General features: G+C 72.4%; 13 protein-coding genes. 5 read left to right on the plus strand and 8 right to left on the minus strand.

Annotated features, from left to right (window positions below; genetic code table 11):
• Positions 1 to 113 precede the first annotated feature (113 nt).
• The 5 genes from ACGFYH_RS03120 to ACGFYH_RS03140 form a co-directional block, all read right to left on the minus strand.
• Complete coding sequence (locus tag ACGFYH_RS03120; RefSeq protein WP_393801374.1) at positions 114 to 1352, minus strand: branched-chain amino acid ABC transporter substrate-binding protein; 1239 nt, start codon at positions 1350 to 1352, stop codon at positions 114 to 116.
• A gap of 287 nt (positions 1353 to 1639) precedes the next feature.
• The gene (locus ACGFYH_RS03125) at positions 1640 to 2239 is read right to left on the minus strand and encodes a Tat pathway signal sequence domain protein (RefSeq protein WP_393801375.1); all 600 of its coding nucleotides are present in this window, start codon (positions 2237 to 2239) and stop codon (positions 1640 to 1642) included.
• Positions 2236 to 2658 carry a hypothetical protein gene (locus ACGFYH_RS03130; RefSeq protein WP_393801376.1) on the minus strand — a complete coding sequence of 141 codons (423 nt, stop codon included), beginning with the start codon at positions 2656 to 2658 and terminating at the stop codon, positions 2236 to 2238. The genes ACGFYH_RS03125 and ACGFYH_RS03130 overlap by 4 nt, the downstream gene beginning before the upstream one ends.
• A 123-nt stretch (positions 2659 to 2781) precedes the next feature.
• Positions 2782 to 3270, minus strand: coding sequence for a PaaI family thioesterase (locus ACGFYH_RS03135; protein WP_393801377.1), 489 nt, complete (start codon positions 3268 to 3270; stop codon positions 2782 to 2784).
• Between the two features lie 79 nt (positions 3271 to 3349).
• The gene (locus ACGFYH_RS03140; RefSeq protein ID WP_393801378.1) at positions 3350 to 5629 is read right to left on the minus strand and encodes an FdhF/YdeP family oxidoreductase; all 2280 of its coding nucleotides are present in this window, start codon (positions 5627 to 5629) and stop codon (positions 3350 to 3352) included.
• Positions 5630 to 5840: 211 nt separating this feature from the next.
• Here ACGFYH_RS03140 and polA point away from each other — a divergent pair, with 211 nt between their 5' ends.
• Both polA and ACGFYH_RS03150 read left to right on the plus strand, forming a co-directional pair.
• Entirely contained in the window at positions 5841 to 8564 is a 2724-nt protein-coding gene (gene polA, locus ACGFYH_RS03145; RefSeq protein WP_393801379.1) for a DNA polymerase I, read from the plus strand.
• A 487-nt stretch (positions 8565 to 9051) separates the two neighbouring features.
• The gene (locus ACGFYH_RS03150) at positions 9052 to 9399 is read left to right on the plus strand and encodes a hypothetical protein (protein WP_393801380.1); all 348 of its coding nucleotides are present in this window, start codon (positions 9052 to 9054) and stop codon (positions 9397 to 9399) included.
• Here the strand turns inward: ACGFYH_RS03150 and ACGFYH_RS03155 are convergent.
• The gene (locus ACGFYH_RS03155) at positions 9320 to 10177 is read right to left on the minus strand and encodes a DUF4184 family protein (protein WP_393801381.1); all 858 of its coding nucleotides are present in this window, start codon (positions 10175 to 10177) and stop codon (positions 9320 to 9322) included. The genes ACGFYH_RS03150 and ACGFYH_RS03155 overlap by 80 nt on opposite strands.
• Before the next feature lie 249 nt (positions 10178 to 10426).
• Between ACGFYH_RS03155 and ACGFYH_RS03160 the strand changes: the two genes are divergently transcribed.
• Positions 10427 to 12304: a lytic murein transglycosylase gene (locus tag ACGFYH_RS03160; protein ID WP_393801382.1), complete on the plus strand. Its 1878-nt coding sequence runs from the start codon at positions 10427 to 10429 to the stop codon at positions 12302 to 12304.
• 55 nt (positions 12305 to 12359) lie between these two features.
• Here ACGFYH_RS03160 and ACGFYH_RS03165 read toward each other — a convergent pair whose 3' ends face one another.
• Complete coding sequence (locus ACGFYH_RS03165) at positions 12360 to 15128, minus strand: ATP-dependent RNA helicase (protein ID WP_393801383.1); 2769 nt, start codon at positions 15126 to 15128, stop codon at positions 12360 to 12362.
• 82 nt (positions 15129 to 15210) lie between these two features.
• On the minus strand, positions 15211 to 16095 hold the full coding sequence (locus tag ACGFYH_RS03170; RefSeq protein ID WP_393801384.1) for a class I SAM-dependent methyltransferase: 885 nt from the start codon (positions 16093 to 16095) through the stop codon (positions 15211 to 15213).
• 311 nt (positions 16096 to 16406) lie between these two features.
• Between ACGFYH_RS03170 and rpsA the strand changes: the two genes are divergently transcribed.
• Together rpsA and ACGFYH_RS03180 are read left to right on the plus strand one after the other, a co-directional pair.
• A complete protein-coding gene (gene rpsA / locus ACGFYH_RS03175) occupies positions 16407 to 17927 on the plus strand; it encodes a 30S ribosomal protein S1 (RefSeq protein ID WP_393801385.1) in 1521 nt (506 codons plus the stop codon).
• A gap of 188 nt (positions 17928 to 18115) precedes the next feature.
• Positions 18116 to 19054 (plus strand): PAC2 family protein, encoded by a 939-nt coding sequence (locus tag ACGFYH_RS03180; protein WP_393801386.1) that lies wholly within the window; start codon positions 18116 to 18118, stop codon positions 19052 to 19054.
• The last annotated feature ends 1 nt before the right edge of the window (position 19055 follow it).

Consider the following 19055-nt stretch of genomic DNA (forward strand, 5'->3'; position numbering starts at 1 on the left):
GTCGTCGGTGTGTTGGGGGGGGGGGGGGGGGGGGGGGGGGGGGGTGGGGGGGGGGGGGGCGGGGGGCCCCGCCCCCCCCGCGGCTCGTGGGCTGTGGTGCGGGAGGGGGAGTGTCAGTCGGTGAGGGTGCCGGACTTCACGGAGCCCCACGCACCGTTCTCGACGGCGTACACGGTGAGCTGCTTGTTGGTGGCGTCACCGAACTCGTCGAAGGAGACCTTGCCGGTCACACCGTCGAAGGAGACGTCCTGCATGGCGTCCACGACCTTGGCGCGGGCATCGCCGGGGAGCTTCCCGTCGTTGCCCTCGACGACCTTCTTGACGGCCTCGATGATCGCCCAGGCGGAGTCGTAGGAGTAGCCGCCGTAGGCCTCGTAGGCCTCCTTGTAACCCTCGGCCTTGTAGTTGGCGACGAACTCCTTGGCGGAGGGGAGTTCCTCGACCGGCGCGCCGACGGAGGTCGCGAGGTCGCCGGTGCCGCTGGCACCGGCCAGCTTGATGAAGTCCGCGCTGTAGATGCCGTCACCGCCGACCAGCGGGATCTTCGCACCGGCGGCCTTGATCTGCTTGCTGAGCGGACCGGCCTGCGGGTATTCGCCGCCGTAGTAGACGACGTCGGCGCCGGAGTTCTTGACCTTGGTGGCGACCGCGTTGAAGTCCTTGGTGTCCGGGTTGATGTGCTCGGTGCCGACGACCTTGCCGCCGAGCTTCTTGAACTCCTCGGTGAAGGTCTTGGCGAGGCCGGCGCCGTAGGTCTTCTTGTCGTCGATGACGAAGACCTTGCGCTTCTTGGAGTCGTTGTAGACGTACTGCGCGGCGAACGGGCCCTGGATGGCGTCCGTGGTCGCGGTGCGGAAGTACGACTTGTACGGCCGGACCTTCTTGGTCTGCCAGTCCACGCCCTGGGTCAGCGAGGGGTTGGTGTTGGCCGGGGAGACCTCGACCAGTTTGGCCGTGTCGAAGACCTTCTGCATGGACTCGCCGACCGAGGAGTTCAGCGGGCCGACGACGCCGAGAACCTCGTCGTCGGCGACGAGCTTGGTGGCGTTCTGCTGGCCCACGGAGGGCTGGCCCTGGTCGTCGAGAGCGTCGATCTTGAAGGTGACGCCGTCGACGAACTTCTCCTTGTTGGCCGTCTTGGCCGCGAGGTCCACCGAGTTCTTGATGCCGAGGCCGAGCGCGGACAGGTCGCCGGTCAGCGGGGCGTCGACGCCGATGACGACGGTGGTGCCACCACCGCCGCCGTTGCCGGAGTCCGAGCCGCCGTCGTCGTCGCGCGAGCCGCAGGCGGTGAGGGTGAGCGCTCCCGCCGCCAGAGCGGCGGTGATGGCGATGAGCGAACGTTGACGCACGATCAGTCCTTTCCCTGGCACGGCCGCTTCCCCGTGGAGGCGGTCGAGTCGAGCGCTGGGCCGAAGTGACAATCCGACGGCGCGGTGACTGGCCGTGACTCTAAGCGGGTGTGGGGAAGGTGGAGGAGAGTCTGACTCATGCTGTGACTCTCTTGTTATGACACCAGGTAATGCAGAGCGGTACTGGCTGGGAAGAAGGGCTGAATTCAGGCCGATTCGCCCTGTCCGCATGCTGAGAACCCGCAGGACCGACGGTACGCGTTCAGGCGTCTGGAGCGTTTTGGTGATTACCGGGAATCGTCGCCGCAGGCGAGCTCAAGAGCCTGGGAGAGGTCCTGCGCATAGCGCGTCCCCAGGATGAAACTGTGCCCTTGTATTGCGCGCGCATTACGCAGCGTTACATCCAGGAAAGGGAACCCGGGATTCCGGGGGGCTTTTTCACATTCCGTCACCCGGAGGGTGAGAATGATCTTGCGGGCGGAGTGTGATTCCGTCTGGAAAGGTGCCGCGGGGGAGGACGTGACCGACAGACCGTCGTAGGGCTGGGTCAGCCGCGTCACGGTGACGGGCGGGCCGGACCGCACGCTCAGCAGCACCGCGAAGCGGAAGCCGCCGGTCCGGGTTCCGGGTGCACCGGTGACAGGGGCCACGTAAACCAGGTCGACCGCCTGCGACGGGTAGGGCGGCGGGGGAGCGGGCGGCGGTTCCGGCCGGCTCGCGTACAGGTAGCCGCCACCCGCCAGTACGACGAGGGCCCCGGCGGACGCGAGGACGGCCCGGCGGTGGCGGCCGTAGCGCCGGGCGAGGCGCCCGCGCGGCCGGGGCCGCCGGGTGTCCCGGGCGTGGGTCTCCTCGCCCGGCTCGACGGGTCCGATGCCGCTCGTCACCGCCAGGGGCCGTCGCTCGGACCGCCGTCGCGGTATCCCTCGGCGCACGCCTGCCGCACCTGGCGGTCGATCGACGTCCCGGCGGCCCGGGCGCCTCGGTCCCGCTCCGTGGCACGCGCCGCGTCCAGGACCTCCCGCAGGACGCCGTACTGCCGGTCGGACAGCCCCATCGACTGATAGTCGCCGTAGGACTCCCGGCCGTCCAGCGTCTCGCGCGCCCAGTACCCGACGGCGCTCACGCACAACTGCTCGCCGGACACGGCTCGCGGTGGCGCGGACGTGCTGTGCGCCGCTCCGGAACCGCCCGCTCCGTCGCCGGAGCCCCCGCAGCCGACGGCCGCTGCGGCGATCAGCAGCGTCAGCACCAGCGCCGGTGTCGGCGCCGCCTGCGCCCGCCGAAGGGCCCCTCCCCGTCCCATGCCCCGACGTTAGGGGGCCGGGTGGCCGGGAGCAATGCCACGACGGACGGTGCCGTGGGCCGGGGAGGGCGGGACGCGCCCGGACGGGGCCCGGGGTGATGCCCTGCCCACGTGCGGGCCCGCTCAGCCCGCCGCGCCCGCCCGGGCTCCGTCGCCGGGGTCCACGTCCCGCAGCAGGCAGGTCAGCCGGGCGGTGCACACCCGCCGGTCCTGCTCGTCGCTGATCACGATCTCGTACGTCGCCGTCGACCGGCCCCGGTGCACCGGCGTGGCCACGCCGGTGACCAGACCGGAGCGGGCCCCGCGGTGGTGGGTGCAGTTCAGGTCGACGCCGACGGCGATCTTGGAGACACCGCCGTGCAGCATCGAACCGACCGACCCGAGCGTCTCGGCCAGCACGGCCGAGGCACCGCCGTGCAGCAGACCGTACGGCTGGGTGTTGCCCTCCACCGGCATGGTGCCGACGACCCTGTCGGCCGACGCCTCGACGATCTGGACGCCCATGCGGGTCCCCAGGTGCCCGGCCGAGAACAGCGCGGGCAGGTCGACGCCGAGCGCGGCGTACTCGTCGATGACCTCCTGCGGGAACTGCGCCTGCTGCTGCTCGCCCATGGGCCGGCTCCGTTTCGTCACTCCGTCTGCGTGGTCCGCCGGCCGGCCGCTGCGGCCGTCGGCTCCGCTGAGCAAACGCTCAGTCGGTCGCCGATTGTTCCAGACGGACCACCACGGACTTGCTGGCCGGGGTGTTGCTGGTGTCCGCGGTGGCGTCCAGCGGCACCAGGACGTTGGTCTCCGGGTAGTACGCCGCCGCGCAGCCCCGGGCCGTCGGATAGTGCACGACGCGGAAGCCGGGCGCCCGCCGCTCCACACCGTCCCGCCACTCACCGACCAGATCGACGTACGAACCGTCCTCCACCCCCAGCCTCCGTGCGTCCTCCGGGTTGACCAGGACGACCCGGCGGCCGTTCCTGATCCCCCGGTAGCGGTCGTCCAGGCCGTAGATCGTGGTGTTGTACTGGTCGTGCGAGCGCAGCGTCTGGAGCAGCAGCCGCCCCTCGGGCAGCTCGGGGTACTCCACCGGCGCGGCGGTGAAGTTGGCCTTGCCGGTGGCCGTCGGGAAGCGGCGCTCGTCGCGCGGGGCGTGCGGGAGGGCGAACCCCCCGGGGCGCGCCACCCGCGCGTTGAAGTCCTCGAAGCCCGGCACGACCCGCCCGATGCGGTCGCGGATCGTCGCGTAGTCCTTCTCGAACTCCTCCCACGGCGTGCGGCTGTCCTCGCCCAGCACCCGGCGCGCCAGCCGGCACACGATCGCCGGCTCGGACAGCAGCTGTGCGCTCGCGGGCTCCAGCCGGCCCCGGGAGGCGTGCACCATGCCCATCGAGTCCTCGACGGTGACGAACTGCTCGCCGCCGCCCTGGAGATCGCGCTCGGTGCGGCCCAGCGTCGGCAGGATCAGCGCCCGCGCGCCCGTGACGGCGTGCGAGCGGTTCAGCTTCGTCGACACGTGCACGGTGAGCCGCGCGCGGCGCACGGCCGCCTCGGTGACCTCCGTGTCGGGCGAGGCGGCCACGAAGTTGCCGCCCATGGCGAAGAAGACCTTCGCCTCCCCGTCGCGCAGCGCGCGGACGGCCCGTACGACGTCGTAGCCGTGCTCGCGCGGCGGGGCGAAGCCGAACTCCTTCTCCAGAGCGTCCAGGAAGGCGGGCGCGGGCCGCTCGAAGATGCCCATCGTGCGGTCGCCCTGCACGTTGGAATGGCCGCGCACCGGGCAGACACCCGCGCCCGGACGGCCGATGTTGCCGCGCAGCAGCAGGAAGTTGACGACCTCGCGGATGGTGGGCACCGAGTGCTTGTGCTGGGTCAGGCCCATCGCCCAGCACACGATGATGCGCTCGGAGGCGAGCACCATGCGCAGCGCTTCCTCGATCTCCGCGCGCGTGAGACCGGTCGCCGCGAGCGTCTCGCCCCAGTCGGCGGCGCGTGCGGCCTCGGCGAACTCCGCGTAGCCGTGCGTGTGCTCCCCGACGAAGGCCTCGTCGACCGCGCCCCCGGTCTCCAGGATCAGCTTGTTGAGAAGCCGGAACAGGGCCTGGTCGCCCCCGAGCCGGATCTGCAGGAACAGATCGGTGAGCGAGGCGCCCGCGGTGAGCCCCTTGGGGGTCTGCGGGTTCCTGAAGCGCTCCAGGCCGGCCTCGGGCAGCGGGTTGACGCTGATGATCCGCGCGCCGTTCGCCTTGGCCTTCTCCAGGGCGGAGAGCATCCGCGGGTGGTTGGTGCCCGGGTTCTGGCCTGCGACGATGATCAGGTCGGACTCGTAGAGGTCCTCCAGCAGGACGCTGCCCTTGCCGACGCCGATGGTCTCGGACAGTGCCGAGCCGGACGACTCGTGGCACATGTTGGAGCAGTCCGGCAGGTTGTTGGTACCCAGCTCGCGCGCGAAGAGCTGATAGAGGAACGCCGCCTCGTTGCTGGTGCGGCCCGAGGTGTAGAAGACCGACTCGTCGGGCGAGTCAAGCGCGGCGATCTCCTCGGCGACGATGTCGAAGGCGCGCTCCCAGGTCACCGGCTCGTAGTGCTCGCCACCCTCCGGCAGGTACACCGGGTGCGTCAGCCGGCCCTGCTGGCCCAGCCAGTAGCCACTGCGCGTCGCGAGGTCGGCCACGGAGTGCGCGGCGAAGAACTCCGGGGTGACGCGGCGCAGCGTGGCCTCCTCGGCCACGGCCTTCGCGCCGTTCTCGCAGAACTCCGCCCTGTGCCGGTGTTCCGGCTCCGGCCAGGCGCAGCCCGGGCAGTCGAAGCCGCCCTTCTGGTTGACGCTCAGCAGCGTCAGCGCCGTCCGCTTCACACCCATCTGCCGCTGCGCGATCCGCAGGGTGTGGCCGATCGCCGGGATGCCCGCCGCCGCGTGCCGGGGCTCCGAGACCTGCGGCGCGTCCTGAACCGGATCACCCTTGGGCGGCTTGGTCGCCATCGCGCGCTCCTTCGCTTACGCGTTGTGAAGTACGTCTCCGATCCTCGCACGCCCCGCCGACACCGAGGCCCGCCGGCCGGGGCGGAGACGGTGAACAAAGCTTGCGGGACCTGCGGCGTCGCCGCCGCGCGCCCGGCGCGGGACGGCGTGGAGGCCGCGGGACGGCGAGGGCGGGGCCGCACTGTCAGTGGCACGTGGCAGGATCGGGGTTGTGGCGAAGACAGCATCGAAGAAGACCGACAGCACCTCCGGCGGCCGACCGCGGCTGATGCTCATGGACGGGCACTCGCTGGCGTACCGCGCGTTCTTCGCGCTGCCCGCGGAGAACTTCACGACCGCGACGGGCCAGCCGACCAACGCGATCTACGGCTTCGCGTCGATGCTGGCCAACACCCTGCGTGACGAGGCGCCCACGCACTTCGCGGTGGCGTTCGACGTCTCCCGCAAGACCTGGCGGTCCCAGGAGTTCACCGAGTACAAGGCGAACCGCTCCAAGACCCCGGACGAGTTCAAGGGGCAGGTGGAGCTGATCGGCGAGCTGCTCGACTCCATGCACGTCCCCCGTTTCGCCGTCGACGGCTTCGAGGCGGACGACGTCATCGCCACACTGGCGACCCAGGCCGAGGCCGAGGGCTTCGACGTGCTGATCGTCACCGGCGACCGGGACTCCTTCCAGCTGGTCAGCGAGCACACCACGGTCCTCTATCCGACCAAGGGCGTCTCCGAGCTGACCCGCTTCACGCCCGAGAAGGTCTTCGAGAAGTACGGACTGACTCCCGCCCAGTACCCCGACTTCGCGGCGCTGCGCGGCGACCCGTCCGACAACCTGCCCGGCATCCCGGGCGTCGGCGAGAAGACGGCCGCGAAGTGGATCAACCAGTTCGGGTCGTTCGCGGAACTGGTCGAGCGCGTCGACGAGGTCAAGGGCAAGGCCGGGCAGAATCTGCGCGACCACCTGGAGGCCGTCAGGCTGAACCGCCGGCTCACCGAGCTGGAGCGGCGGGTGGAGCTGCCGAGGGCGGTCACCGACCTGGAGCGGACGGCGTACGACCGCAAGGGCGTCGCGGTGATCCTCGACAGCCTGGAGATCCGCAACCCCTCCCTGCGCGAGCGGCTCTACGCCGTCGACCCGGGCGCCGAGGAGGCCGAGACCACCCCGGTGGTGGCGGACGGCGTGGAGCTGGACGGCACGGTGCTGGGCACCGGCGAGCTGGCCGGCTGGCTCGCCGAGCATGGCGCCCGGCCGCTCGGCGTGGCCACGGTCGACACCTGGGCGCTGGGCACCGGCTCGGTCGCCGAGGTCGCGCTCGCCGCGTCCGACGGGAAGGCCGCCTGGTTCGACCCGACGGAGATCGACGAGGCCGACGAGACGGCGTTCACGACCTGGCTCTCCGACCCGGACCGGCCGAAAGTCCTCCACAACTCCAAGGGCGCGATGCGCGTTTTCGCCGAGCACGGCTGGAGCGTCGCCGGTGTGGGCATGGACACCGCCCTCGCCGCCTACCTCGTCAAGCCGGGCCGCCGCTCCTTCGACCTGGACGCGCTGTCCCTGGAATACCTGCACCGCGAGCTGGCCCCCGCCGCCGCGGCCGACGGCCAGCTGGCCTTCGGCGCGGACGAGGGCGCCGAGGCCGAGGTGCTGATGGTGCAGGCCCGCGCGATCCTCGACCTGGGCGACACCTTCGAGAGCCGTCTGGCGGACGTCGGCGCCGCGGACCTGCTGCGCGACATGGAGCTGCCCACGTCCGCGCTGCTGGCCCGCATGGAGCGGCACGGCATCGCGGCCGACCGGGAGCACCTCCAGGCCATGGAGCAGATGTTCGCCGGTGCCGTGCAGCAGGCGGTGAAGGAGGCGCACGCGGCGGCCGGACGCGAGTTCAACCTGGGCTCGCCCAAGCAGCTCCAGGAAGTCCTCTTCGGCGAGCTGAATCTTCCCAAGACCAAGAAGACCAAGACCGGCTACACCACCGACGCCGACGCCCTGGCCTGGCTCGCGGCCCAGACGGACAACGAACTGCCGGTCATCATGCTCCGCCACCGCGAGCAGGCCAAGCTGCGCGTCACGGTGGAGGGCCTGATCAAGGCGATCGCCGCCGACGGCCGCATCCACACCACGTTCAACCAGACGGTCGCCGCCACCGGCCGCCTCTCCTCCACGGACCCGAACCTGCAGAACATCCCGGTCCGCACCGACGAGGGCCGCGCGATCCGCCGCGGCTTCGTGGTCGGCGAGGGCTTCGAGTCCCTGATGACGGCCGACTACAGCCAGATCGAGCTGCGCGTGATGGCCCACCTGTCCGAGGACGCGGGCCTGACCGAGGCGTTCACGTCCGGCGAGGACCTGCACACCACCGCCGCCGCCCAGGTCTTCTCCGTCGAGCAGTCGGCCGTGGACGCGGAGATGCGCCGCAAGATCAAGGCCATGTCCTACGGTCTGGCGTACGGGCTGTCGGCCTTCGGCCTCTCCCAGCAGCTGAACATCGAGGCGGCCGAGGCCCGCGGCCTGATGGACGCCTACTTCGAGCGGTTCGGCGGCGTACGGGACTATCTGCGCCGGGTCGTCGACGAGGCGCGGGCCACGGGCTACACGGCGACTCTCTTCGGCCGCCGCCGCTACCTGCCCGACCTCAACAGCGACAACCGGCAGCGCCGCGAGGCGGCCGAGCGCATGGCCCTGAACGCGCCGATCCAGGGCACGGCGGCCGACATCGTCAAGATCGCCATGCTCAACGTGGACAAGGCGCTGCGCGAGGCCGGCCTCGGATCCCGCATGCTGCTCCAGGTCCACGACGAAATCGTCCTGGAGATCGCGCCGGGCGAGCGCGCGGCGGCGGAGGAACTCGTCCGCCGCGAAATGGCGAACGCGGTACGGCTCAGGGTACCCCTGGGCGTCTCGGTGGGCGCGGGCCCGGACTGGGAGTCGGCAGCGCACTAGCCTCCGGCGGTCGGCGGTCGGCGGTCGGCGGTCGGCGGTCGGCGGTCGGCGGTGCTGGGCGCGGGGGTGCGGGGTGCGAGGGCCGGGGGTGCGACGGTCGGCGGGGCGGGGGCGGGCGTGCAGCGGGCGACGAGCACGTCCGTCCGCCGGCACGCGGCCTGCCGGTCCGCCCGGGCCCCGGCGGGCTCAAGGCGCCCGCGGACCCGCGCTCTCTGGAGGGCGTGGGCCCGCCCCCGCCGTGAGGGCTTCGGCCCTGCGGCGGGAGGCGCGCTCGTCCTTCCGTCCCGGGCGGGGGCGAGGGGAGAAGCCGGGTGGCGGCGCTACGGCATCCGCCCGTCCCCGCCCGCCTGCCCGCAGGGCCCGTCACTCCGGTGGCCCCCGCGAAAACGCCCCGGTCCCGGTCTCCCGTGAGGATGCGGGCATGGGTATACGCATGCTCCACCACCGGACGACACCGGCACGGGCAAGCACACACGGACCCGCCCGCGTGCCACTCCTCCCGGTCCCGGTCTTCGCACCGGGCGCAAGTACCGGCCGCATCCCCGCCACCCTCGCGACGGCCCTGCGCCGTACCGCGACGGACCTCCACCGCAGACTCACCCACCGGTTCCCGGGGGCCGCCGCCCCGCACGCGACGCCTCCCTGGCGCCAGTGGGCCGAGATGGCCCGCGGTTACCTCGCGCTGGTTCTCGCCCTGCTGCCGCGCCCACGGCCCGCCCACACCTTCACCGTGTTCGTAGCGGCCGCCGACACCGTCAGCGCGCGACCCGCCGGTCCGGCTCCGTACCGGCGCTCCACCGGCTGGTGGGAACCGGGGCCGGACGCCGCACCCTGACCGCCACGGCGTACAGCAGCAGCGCTGGGAGAAGACCCGCGCCCGCCCCGAAGCACACCGTCGGGATCAGCTCCCAGGGCCTCGCGGCGTCCCCCCGGCGGCCCCACCACGGGGCCGCCCGGCGCACCGCCCCGGCCACCGCGCAGCCGCCGAGGACCGCCCCGGCACACCACCGGTCCCGTACCGAGAGGACCGGGACGCCCGGCGGCCCGGCCCTCCGGGGCGCCAGCCGCAGCACCCGCGCCAGGAACACGGCGATCACCACCGCGGCCACCGCCGAACCGCCGTACTGCAGGTACCAGTACAGCGGTGAGCCCGCGATCTCGCGCCCCAGGACGGGCAGCACCCGCGTCCCCCAGCGGTCGAGGTGTGTGAACGCGTCCCACACCACGTGCGTCAGCGCCCCCAGCGCCGCCGACACGTACCACCGCACCACCGGGGACGGCGCCACGCGCGCGCGTGGCGCCCCGCAGCGCAGCAGGGCGGCGACGCGGCCCTGCCCGGCCCCCGGCAGCAGCGCCACCAGCGGCTCGCGCACCAGCAGCCACAGCCCCACCAGTGCCCAGGCGATGATCACATCGACGGTGAAGACGCCCGGGAAGGAGTGCGTGACGCGCCCGAACTCCATCGCGCCGGGCAGAAAACTCGCTGCGTAGTAGGTCAGGTCGGGCGCGAACGAACCCGCCACCAGCACGGCCGGTACCAGCCGTCCGCGGCCGGTACCGTCGCCCCGCACCGCCGGCAGCACGGCGGCCGCATGACTGAGGGTGAACGGCAACAGAACTCCTCATATGGCCAACCGGTGAATATCGGGAACGAACGGGTGCCCGTGCAAAGCAAGTTGTCGTAGGGTCGCCTGCGGCACCGTACTGGTCGAACAGACGAACATCGTGCCCGGGAAGTCGCGGTGCGACCGTCGGCACGGATTTGTCGTCACAACAGGGCGGGCACGGCAGGCAACAGGCGAGTACGGCAGCCGGAGACGGACGGAGACGGACGCGTGAGCGTCCACGGGAGGGGTTTCTCTATGGCGGCGCATTTCGACAGGAGGCTCCGCAAGGCGGCGGTCACCACCACCGTGGCGGCGGTGGCGGTCGCAGCCCTGTCCGCGTCCCGGCCCCCCGAGGTGACGGCGGACGGCAACGGCAGACAGACCGCTGCCGACAACGTCCCGACGTCCGACACGCCCTCCGAGAACAGCGCCACCGGCAACTCGCCGTACTACACCGACCTGCCGCCGCTCAACAGCCCCAGCCCCGCGCCGACCATCGGCACCCCCGCCTCCCGGGGCCCGGCCGAGGCCGGCATCCCCGCGACCGTCCTCGACGCCTACAGGAAGGCCGAGTCGGAGCTGCGCGGGTCCAAGCCGGGCTGCAACCTGCCGTGGCAACTGCTCGCCGCCATCGGCAAGGTGGAGTCCGGTCAGGCCCGCGGCGGCCGCGTCGACGCGGGCGGCACCACCATCGGCCGCATCATCGGCCCGCAGCTCGACGGCAACGGCTTCGCCCTCATCAAGGACACCGACAACGGTGTCTACGACGGCAACAGCAGCTATGACAACGCCGTCGGCCCCATGCAGTTCATCCCTTCCACCTGGGCGTGGGCCGGCCGCGACGGCAACGGCGACGGCAAGGAAGACCCCAACAACGTCTACGACGCCGCGCTCGCCGCCGGCCACTACCTGTGCCGCAACGGCTGGGACCTGTCCGACCAGGCCGACCTCAACCGCGCGGTCCTCAGCTACAACAACTCGCAGGACTACCTGAACACGGTCCTGTCGTGGCTGGAGCACTACCGCAGGGGCAGCCACGAGATCCCGGACGGCACCGGCAGCCTCCCCGTCGGCCGCAGTGACGACACGTCCGGCTCGGGCACAGGCACCTCTCCGGGCAGGACGGGTGCGAGCACCCCGCCCCGGGCTCCCGGCACGGCCACGCCCAGCCCGGCCCCGAGCCCGGCGAAACCGTCGGAGCCGTCGGAGCCGTCGGAGCCGGGCAAGCCCACCAGCCCCGGGACCCCGAACCCCAAGCCTCCGGCCGACCCGGAGCCCCCCACCGGGACGCCGCCCCCGAAGCCCACCCCCACCGACACGGTCCACCACCTGGAGAACGCCGGCACCACGGGGCTCACCGCGATCGCGGGCGACACGTTCGCCGAGAAGATCAGCGCCCGCGCCGAGACCAGGGCCGGAGAGGCCGTCGGCAAGGTACGCATCCGCTTCACCGTCCTCGGCGACACGGACGCCACGTTCACCGGCGGCGAGAAGGTCGCCGCGGTCACCACCGACGCCTCCGGCGTGGCCGTCGCGCCCGCGCTGGTGGCGGGCGAACGGACCGGCGAGTTCACCGTCCGCGCCACCGTGATCGGCCGTACCGTCGGTGGCCTCGACTACGAGGCCACCGTCACCGAGCGCGTCGCCGATGCCCTCACCCGCACCGGCGGGGCCGACCTGACGTGCACGCCCGGCGGCGAGTTCGCCGACCGGGTCGAGGTGAAGGCCACGCACAAGGGCGCCGCCGCGGACAAGGTCGCCGTCACCGCCACGCTCGTCAAGTCGGCTCTCGACCCGACGGAGAACGACAAGGGCCCCTACTTCAAGGGGGACGCCGACGGAAAGACCGTCCGTACACTGAGCCTGAAGACCGACGCCAAGGGCCTGTTGAAGCTGCCGGAGCTGTACGCCGACGACGCCGAGGGCTCGTACATCCTCCGCCTCACCACGGCGGGTGGCGCCGCGCTCGACGTCACGCTGAAGGTGGCCGGGGCGGCCGGACCGACGGCGGAACCGTCGACCGGACCTTCGGCGGAACCGTCGACCGGACCTTCGGCCGAACCGTCGACCGGACCTTCGGCCGAACCGTCAGGGAGCCCCTCCGCCGAGCCGTCGACCGAACCGGAGGCGTAGGCATTGTCCCGCCCGGCTGGGCGTCCTCCGTCCCCTTCCCCGTCGCCCGCCGCCGTCATGTCCCGAGCCGCGCCTTCGTGTACCGGGTCGGCTCCGCCGTGGCCGGGTCCTCGGGCCACGGATGCTTCGGATACCGGCCGCGCAGCTCCGCCCGTACGCCCTTGTAGCCCTCCTTCCAGAAAGAGGCCAGGTCGGCGGTGACCGCGGCGGGACGGCCGGCCGGGGAGAGCAGATGGACCAGGAGCGGCACCCCGGCGATCTCCGGCGACCGCTGGAGCCCGAACATCTCCTGCAACTTCACCGCCAGCACCGGCTGCTCGGGGTCGCCGTAGTCGATCCGGATCCGGGACCCACTGGGGACCACGATCCGCTCGGGGGCCAGCTCGTCCAGCCGCGTCGCCTCCCCGCAGGCCCAGGGCAGCAGCCGCGCCAGCGCCTCCCCGGCGTCGATCCGCCCGAGGTCGGCGCGTCGCCGGGCCCGGCTCAGCTCGGGTTCGAGCCATTCGTCCACGCGTGCGAACAGTGCGTCGTCGGTGACGTCCGGCCAGGGCTCGCCGAGATGCCGCCGCAGGAACGCGAGCCGCTTGCGCAGTACGTCCGCCTCGGCCGCCCGGCGCAGTAGCGCCAACCCCTCCCGCCGCAGCCCCTCCAGCAGCGCGCCCCGTACGAGACCGGGGCCGGCGTCCGCGAGCGGCCGCACCGTCAGTTCCACCGCCCCGAGCCGCTCGACCCGCCGGGCCACCACGTCACCGTCGGCCCAGTGCACCTCGTCCCGCTCCGTCAGCAGCGCCCCCGCCGCGAGCCGGGCCGTCCCCTCGTCGATCACCGCGCCGAGCTGCACGCGCGCGTGCCCCTTTCCCACGGGCCGGTCGGCCACGGCGACGGCGATCCACGGTGCCCCGCGCAGCGCGGACGCCTCCGGCAGTTCGGCCCGGGTGCCCGAGACCATCAGATACGACCCGCCGTCCTTCCTTGCCACCCGCTCGGGAAACGCCAGAGCGGCCACCAGTCCGGCGAGGGCGTCCTCGGCGACCCGCTGCGCCCGTCCGCCGCCCCCGGGCTCCACGGCGGCCCGCAGCCGCCGCACCTCGGCCCGCCACCGCGCTCCGTAGGCGTCTCCGCCGCGCCGTGCGGTCCGCAGTACGGACACCAGGTCGTCCCCGTACTCACGCGGCGCCTCCTCACTCAGCAGTCCGACCACCTCGGCGACCACTGCCGGCCCGCCGCGCCCGGAGCGGTCCGTCCCGGAGCCGCCCGTTCCGGAGGTGTCCGTCTTGGAGCCGCCCGTTCCGGAGGTGCCCGCTCCGGTGCGGCCCGCATCCGGCGCCCCCGTGCCGGAGGCGGCCGGTCGTGCGGTGCCACCACTGGGGTGCGGTGTGTCCGAGGCCGGCGCTGCCGAAGGACGGGCCCGGGGCCCCGCTCCGGTGCGGCCCGCTTCCGGCGCCCCCGTGCCGGAGGCGGCCGGCAGCGAAACCTCCGCGTCCGGTTCCCCCGCGTCCAGCAGCGCCCGGCCCAGCCGGGGGTGCAGCCCGAGGCGGGCCAGGCGTGCACCGCGGTCGGTGGCCCGGCCCGCGGAGTCCACCGCGCCGACCGCGGTCAGCACCGACCGCGCGGCCGTCATCGCCCCGCCCGGCGGCGGATCGAGCAACGCCAGACCGGACGCGTCCGGATCGCCCCAGCAGGCCGCCTGCAGCGCGAACGCCGTCAGGTCGGCCACCTTGATCTCCGGCGCGGGGAACCGCGGCAGACGGGCATCCTCCGCCTCCGCCCAGCAGCGGTACACCGCCCCCGGTGCCTCACGTCCGGCCCGGCCCGCCCGCTGGCGCGCCGCGGCCCGCGAGGCCCGTACCGTCGTCAGCGCGCTCAGCCCCCGCGCGTGGTCAACCCGCGGTTCCCGGGCCAGCCCCGCGTCCACGACCACCCGTACGCCCGGAACCGTCAGCGACGACTCGGCGACCGAGGTCGCCAGCACCACCCGGCGCCGCGCCCCGGGCACCAGCACCGCGTCCTGCACGGCCGACGGCGCCCGACCGTGCACCTGGAGCACGTCCACGTCGCCGAGGCCCCCCAACTGCCCGGCGACCCGGGCGATCTCCCCGACCCCAGGCAGGAAGCACAGCACGTCCCCGTCACGCTCGGCCAGCGCCCGCCGCACCACCGACGCCACCTGCGTGAGCAGCGCCGGATCCACCCGCATCCCGTGCGGCGGCCGCACCGGCCGCGCCGGTGGTGCCCACACGACCTCCACGGGGTACGACACGCCCCGCGCCTCGACGACCGGCGCCCCGCCCAGCAGCCCGGACCAGCCCTCGGCGTCGGTCGTGGCCGACGCGGCCACCAGCCGCAGCTCCGGCCGCAGGGTCTGCCGCACGTCCCACAGGAACGCCGCCGTCGTGTCCGCGTCCAGATGCCGCTCGTGGCACTCGTCGAGCACCACCACGTCGACGCCCGGAAGCTCCTGGTCCCGCTGGAGCCGCTGCAGCAGCACGCCGGTCGTGACGACCTCCACGCGCGCGTGACGCCCGACCACCCGCTCGCCGCGAACGGTGTACCCGATACTCGCGCCCGGCCTCTCACCCAGCAGCCACGCCATGCGCCGGGCCGCCGCCCGCGCGGCGATCCGCCGCGGCTCGGCCACGACCACACGCCGCGCGGGAGCCCGAGCCCCACTCAGCAGCCCGGCCAGGGCCAGCGGCACCAGCGTCGTCTTTCCGGTGCCGGGCGGTGCGACCAGCACCGCCGTGCCGTGCCCCTCCAGGGCGTCGTGCAGAGCGGGCAGGGCACCGCGCACGGGCAGCGCGTCCAGAGCGTCGTAACGGATCACGCCCCCAGTGTCGTACGCCCGCGTGTGTCGTACGCCCGCGTGCCCTCCCACGCGCGCGTGGACCCGCGCCCCCGGCAGGGCTTCAGTCGCGCTCGCAGACGAAGATCGCCGTCCCCGGGACCAGATGCCCGCGCAGCGGCGACCAGCCGCCCCACTCGGAGGTGTTCCAGTCCGGCCACTCCGGCTCCACGAGGTCCAGCAGCCGGAACCCCGACGTCACCACGTCCCGCACGCGGTCCCCGAGCGTCCTGTGGTGCTCGACGTACACCGCCAGGCCCTCGTCGTCCTGCTCCACGTACGGCGTGCGGTCGAAGTAGGAAGCGGACACCGTCAGCCCCTCGGGCCCCGGCTCGTCCGGGAACGCCCAGCGCAGCGGGTGCGTGACGGAGAAGACGAAGCGGCCGCCGGGCCGCAGCACCCGGCGCACCTCCCGCAGTACCAGCCGCGGGTCGGCGACGAAGGGCAGCGCCCCGTACGCCGAGCACGCCAGGTCGAACGAGCCGTCCGCGAAGGGCAGCACAGCCGCGTCCGCGCAGACCAGGGGGAAGGAGGAGCCGATGCGCAGGGCGTGCTGAAGCTGTCGGTGGGAGAGGTCCAGGGCCACCGGACGGGCCCCCCGGGCGGTCAGCCAGCGCGAGCACTGGGCCGCGCCGGCCCCGATCTCCAGGACGTCCTTGCCCTTCAGGTCCTCCTGCGGGCCGAGCAGCTCGGCCTCCACCTCGTCCAGTCCCTCGGGACACCACACGAAGCGGTCGTCGCCGAGGAAGGTGCCGTGCTCGGTCTGGTACCCGTCAGCGTTCCGGTCCCACCAGCCGCGGTTGGCGCGGGAACTCTCCGTGACCCCGGCGGCACGCCGGGTGGCCTCGGGCTCGACTCCTTCGGCCTCGGACGTTTCGGGCTCTTGGATGACCGGCTCCCTCGTACTAGTCTGCGGGCTCTTCCGTGCCGCCTGTCCCGTGTCGCGCAAGGGGCGTCCGGGTTCCACGTGGCCTCGGGAGACGGCTCTTGTGCCGGGTATGCGACGATCCGCCCCGGGTGTGCGGCTTCGCGCATTGACCCTGCCCGGCCGCCCCCGTATGCTACAAGTTGCGCTGCGGGCCTGCGCACCTCAGACGTAGCAGGTCGCGCTCGCATCTGTTGTATGTCCCCTCGGTTCACGAGGCGTCACCTCCGGTTTGGGTGACGCTTCCTAGGCTGTCCGGCTTCGGCAGAGCGAAACGGGCTCCCGGCGTAAGCAGTACCTACGACTTCAATGTCCGTACCGGAGCCCTTTCCCACATGACGAGCAGCACCGAGACCACCGCCACCACCCCGCAGGTTGCGGTCAACGACATCGGTAACGAGGAAGCCTTCCTCGCCGCGATCGACGAGACGATCAAGTACTTCAACGACGGCGACATCGTCGACGGCGTCATCGTGAAGGTCGACCGGGACGAGGTCCTGCTCGACATCGGTTACAAGACCGAAGGTGTCATCCCGAGCCGCGAGCTCTCGATCAAGCACGACGTCGACCCCAACGAGGTCGTCGCCGTCGGTGACGAGATCGAGGCCCTTGTTCTCCAGAAGGAGGACAAGGAAGGCCGCCTGATTCTCTCGAAGAAGCGTGCCCAGTACGAGCGGGCCTGGGGCACCATCGAGAAGATCAAGGAAGAGGACGGCATCGTCACCGGTACCGTCATCGAGGTCGTCAAGGGTGGTCTCATCCTCGACATCGGCCTCCGTGGCTTCCTCCCGGCCTCCCTGGTCGAGATGCGCCGCGTCCGCGACCTCCAGCCCTACGTGGGCAAGGAGCTCGAGGCGAAGATCATCGAGCTGGACAAGAACCGCAACAACGTGGTCCTGTCCCGCCGTGCCTGGCTGGAGCAGACCCAGTCCGAGGTCCGCCAGACGTTCCTCACCACCCTCCAGAAGGGGCAGGTCCGTTCCGGCGTCGTCTCCTCGATCGTCAACTTCGGTGCCTTCGTGGACCTGGGTGGCGTCGACGGTCTGGTCCACGTCTCCGAGCTGTCCTGGAAGCACATCGACCACCCGTCCGAGGTTGTCGAGGTCGGCCAGGAGGTCACCGTCGAGGTCCTCGACGTCGACATGGACCGCGAGCGTGTCTCCCTGTCGCTGAAGGCGACCCAGGAAGACCCGTGGCAGCAGTTCGCCCGCACCCACCAGATCGGCCAGGTCGTGCCCGGCAAGGTCACGAAGCTGGTGCCGTTCGGTGCGTTCGTCCGCGTGGACGAGGGCATCGAGGGTCTGGTCCACATCTCCGAGCTGGCCGAGCGTCACGTGGAGATCCCGGAGCAGGTCGTCCAGGTCAACGACGAGATCTTCGTCAAGGTCATCGACATCGACCTCGAGCGCCGCCGCATCAGCCTCTCGCTGAAGCAGGCCAACGAGGCCTTCGGTGCCGACCCGTCGGTGGTCGAGTTCGACCCGACCCTGTACGGCATGGCCGCGTCCTACGACGACCAGGGCAACTACATCTACCCCGAGGGCTTCGACCCCGAGACCAACGACTGGCTCGAGGGCTACGAGACCCAGCGCGAGGCCTGGGAGACGCAGTACGCCGAGGCCCAGCAGCGCTTCGAGCAGCACCAGGCGCAGGTCATCAAGTCCCGCGAGGCGGACGAGAAGGCCGCTGCCGAGGGTGTCGACACCGCGGGTGCGGCTCCGGCCGCGTCCGGTGGCGGTGGCGGCGGTGGCGGCGGCGGCTCGTACTCCTCCGAGGGCGGCGACAACTCCGGCGCCCTGGCGTCGGACGAGGCGCTGGCCGCGCTGCGCGAGAAGCTGGCCGGCGGCCAGAGCTGAACGACGGCCGCTGAAGCACGGCGGTTGACCGACAGCGGATGACTGAGGGGCCGTACCTTTCGAGGTGCGGCCCCTCAGCCGTTCCGGGGCGCCGGTCCACGACGTCGAGATCACGGCCTCCCCCTCCGGGAATGCCCCACCCCGTAAGGGCGTTATGAGGTGGGAACACGAGGAGGGGAGCGGTCACTGTGCTTGATCCGCAGGACCTGTACGCATGGGAGCCGAAGGGCCTGGCCGTCGTCGACATGGCACTCGCCCAGGAGTCGGCCGGACTGGTCATGCTGTACCACTTCGACGGATACATCGACGCCGGCGAGACCGGCGACCAGATCGTCGACCAGGTGCTGGACTCGCTGCCCCACCAGGTCGTCGCCCGCTTCGACCACGACCGGCTCGTCGACTACCGCGCGCGTCGGCCGCTGCTGACCTTCAAGCGGGACACCTGGACGGACTACGAGGAGCCCACCATCGAGGTGCGGCTCGTCCAGGACGCCACCGGGGCGCCCTTCCTGCTGCTGTCGGGCCCCGAGCCGGACGTCGAGTGGGAGCGCTTCGCGGCCGCCGTGGGGCAGATCGTGGAGCGGCTGGGCGTCCGCCTGGCGGTGAGCTTCCACGGCATTCCCATGGGCGTCCCGCACACCCGCCCGGTCGGCATCACCCCGCACGGCAACCGCACCGACCTCGTGCCGGGTCACGGCAGCCCCTTCGAGGAGGCGCAGGTCCCCGGCAGCGCGGAGGCGCTCGTCGAGTACCGGCTCGCGCAGGCCGGCCACGACGTGCTCGGCGTCGCCGCGCACGTCCCGCACTACATCGCCCGCTCCGCCTATCCGGACGCGGCGCTCACCGTCCTGGAGGCGATCACCGGGGCGACCGGCCTGGTCCTGCCGGGCATCGCGCACTCCCTGCGCACGGACGCCCACCGGACCCAGACGGAGATCGACCGGCAGATCCAGGAGGGCGACGAGGAACTCACCGCCCTCGTCCAGGGCCTCGAGCACCAGTACGACGCCGCCGCGGGCGCCGAGAGCCGGGGCAACATGCTCGCCGAGCCCGTCGAGATCCCGTCGGCGGACGAGATCGGCCGCGAGTTCGAACGGTTCCTGGCGGAGCGGGAGGGCGACAACTGAC

Source organism: Streptomyces sp. NPDC048392 (assembly GCF_043200575.1).
In the GTDB taxonomy this organism is placed as follows: domain Bacteria; phylum Actinomycetota; class Actinomycetes; order Streptomycetales; family Streptomycetaceae; genus Streptomyces.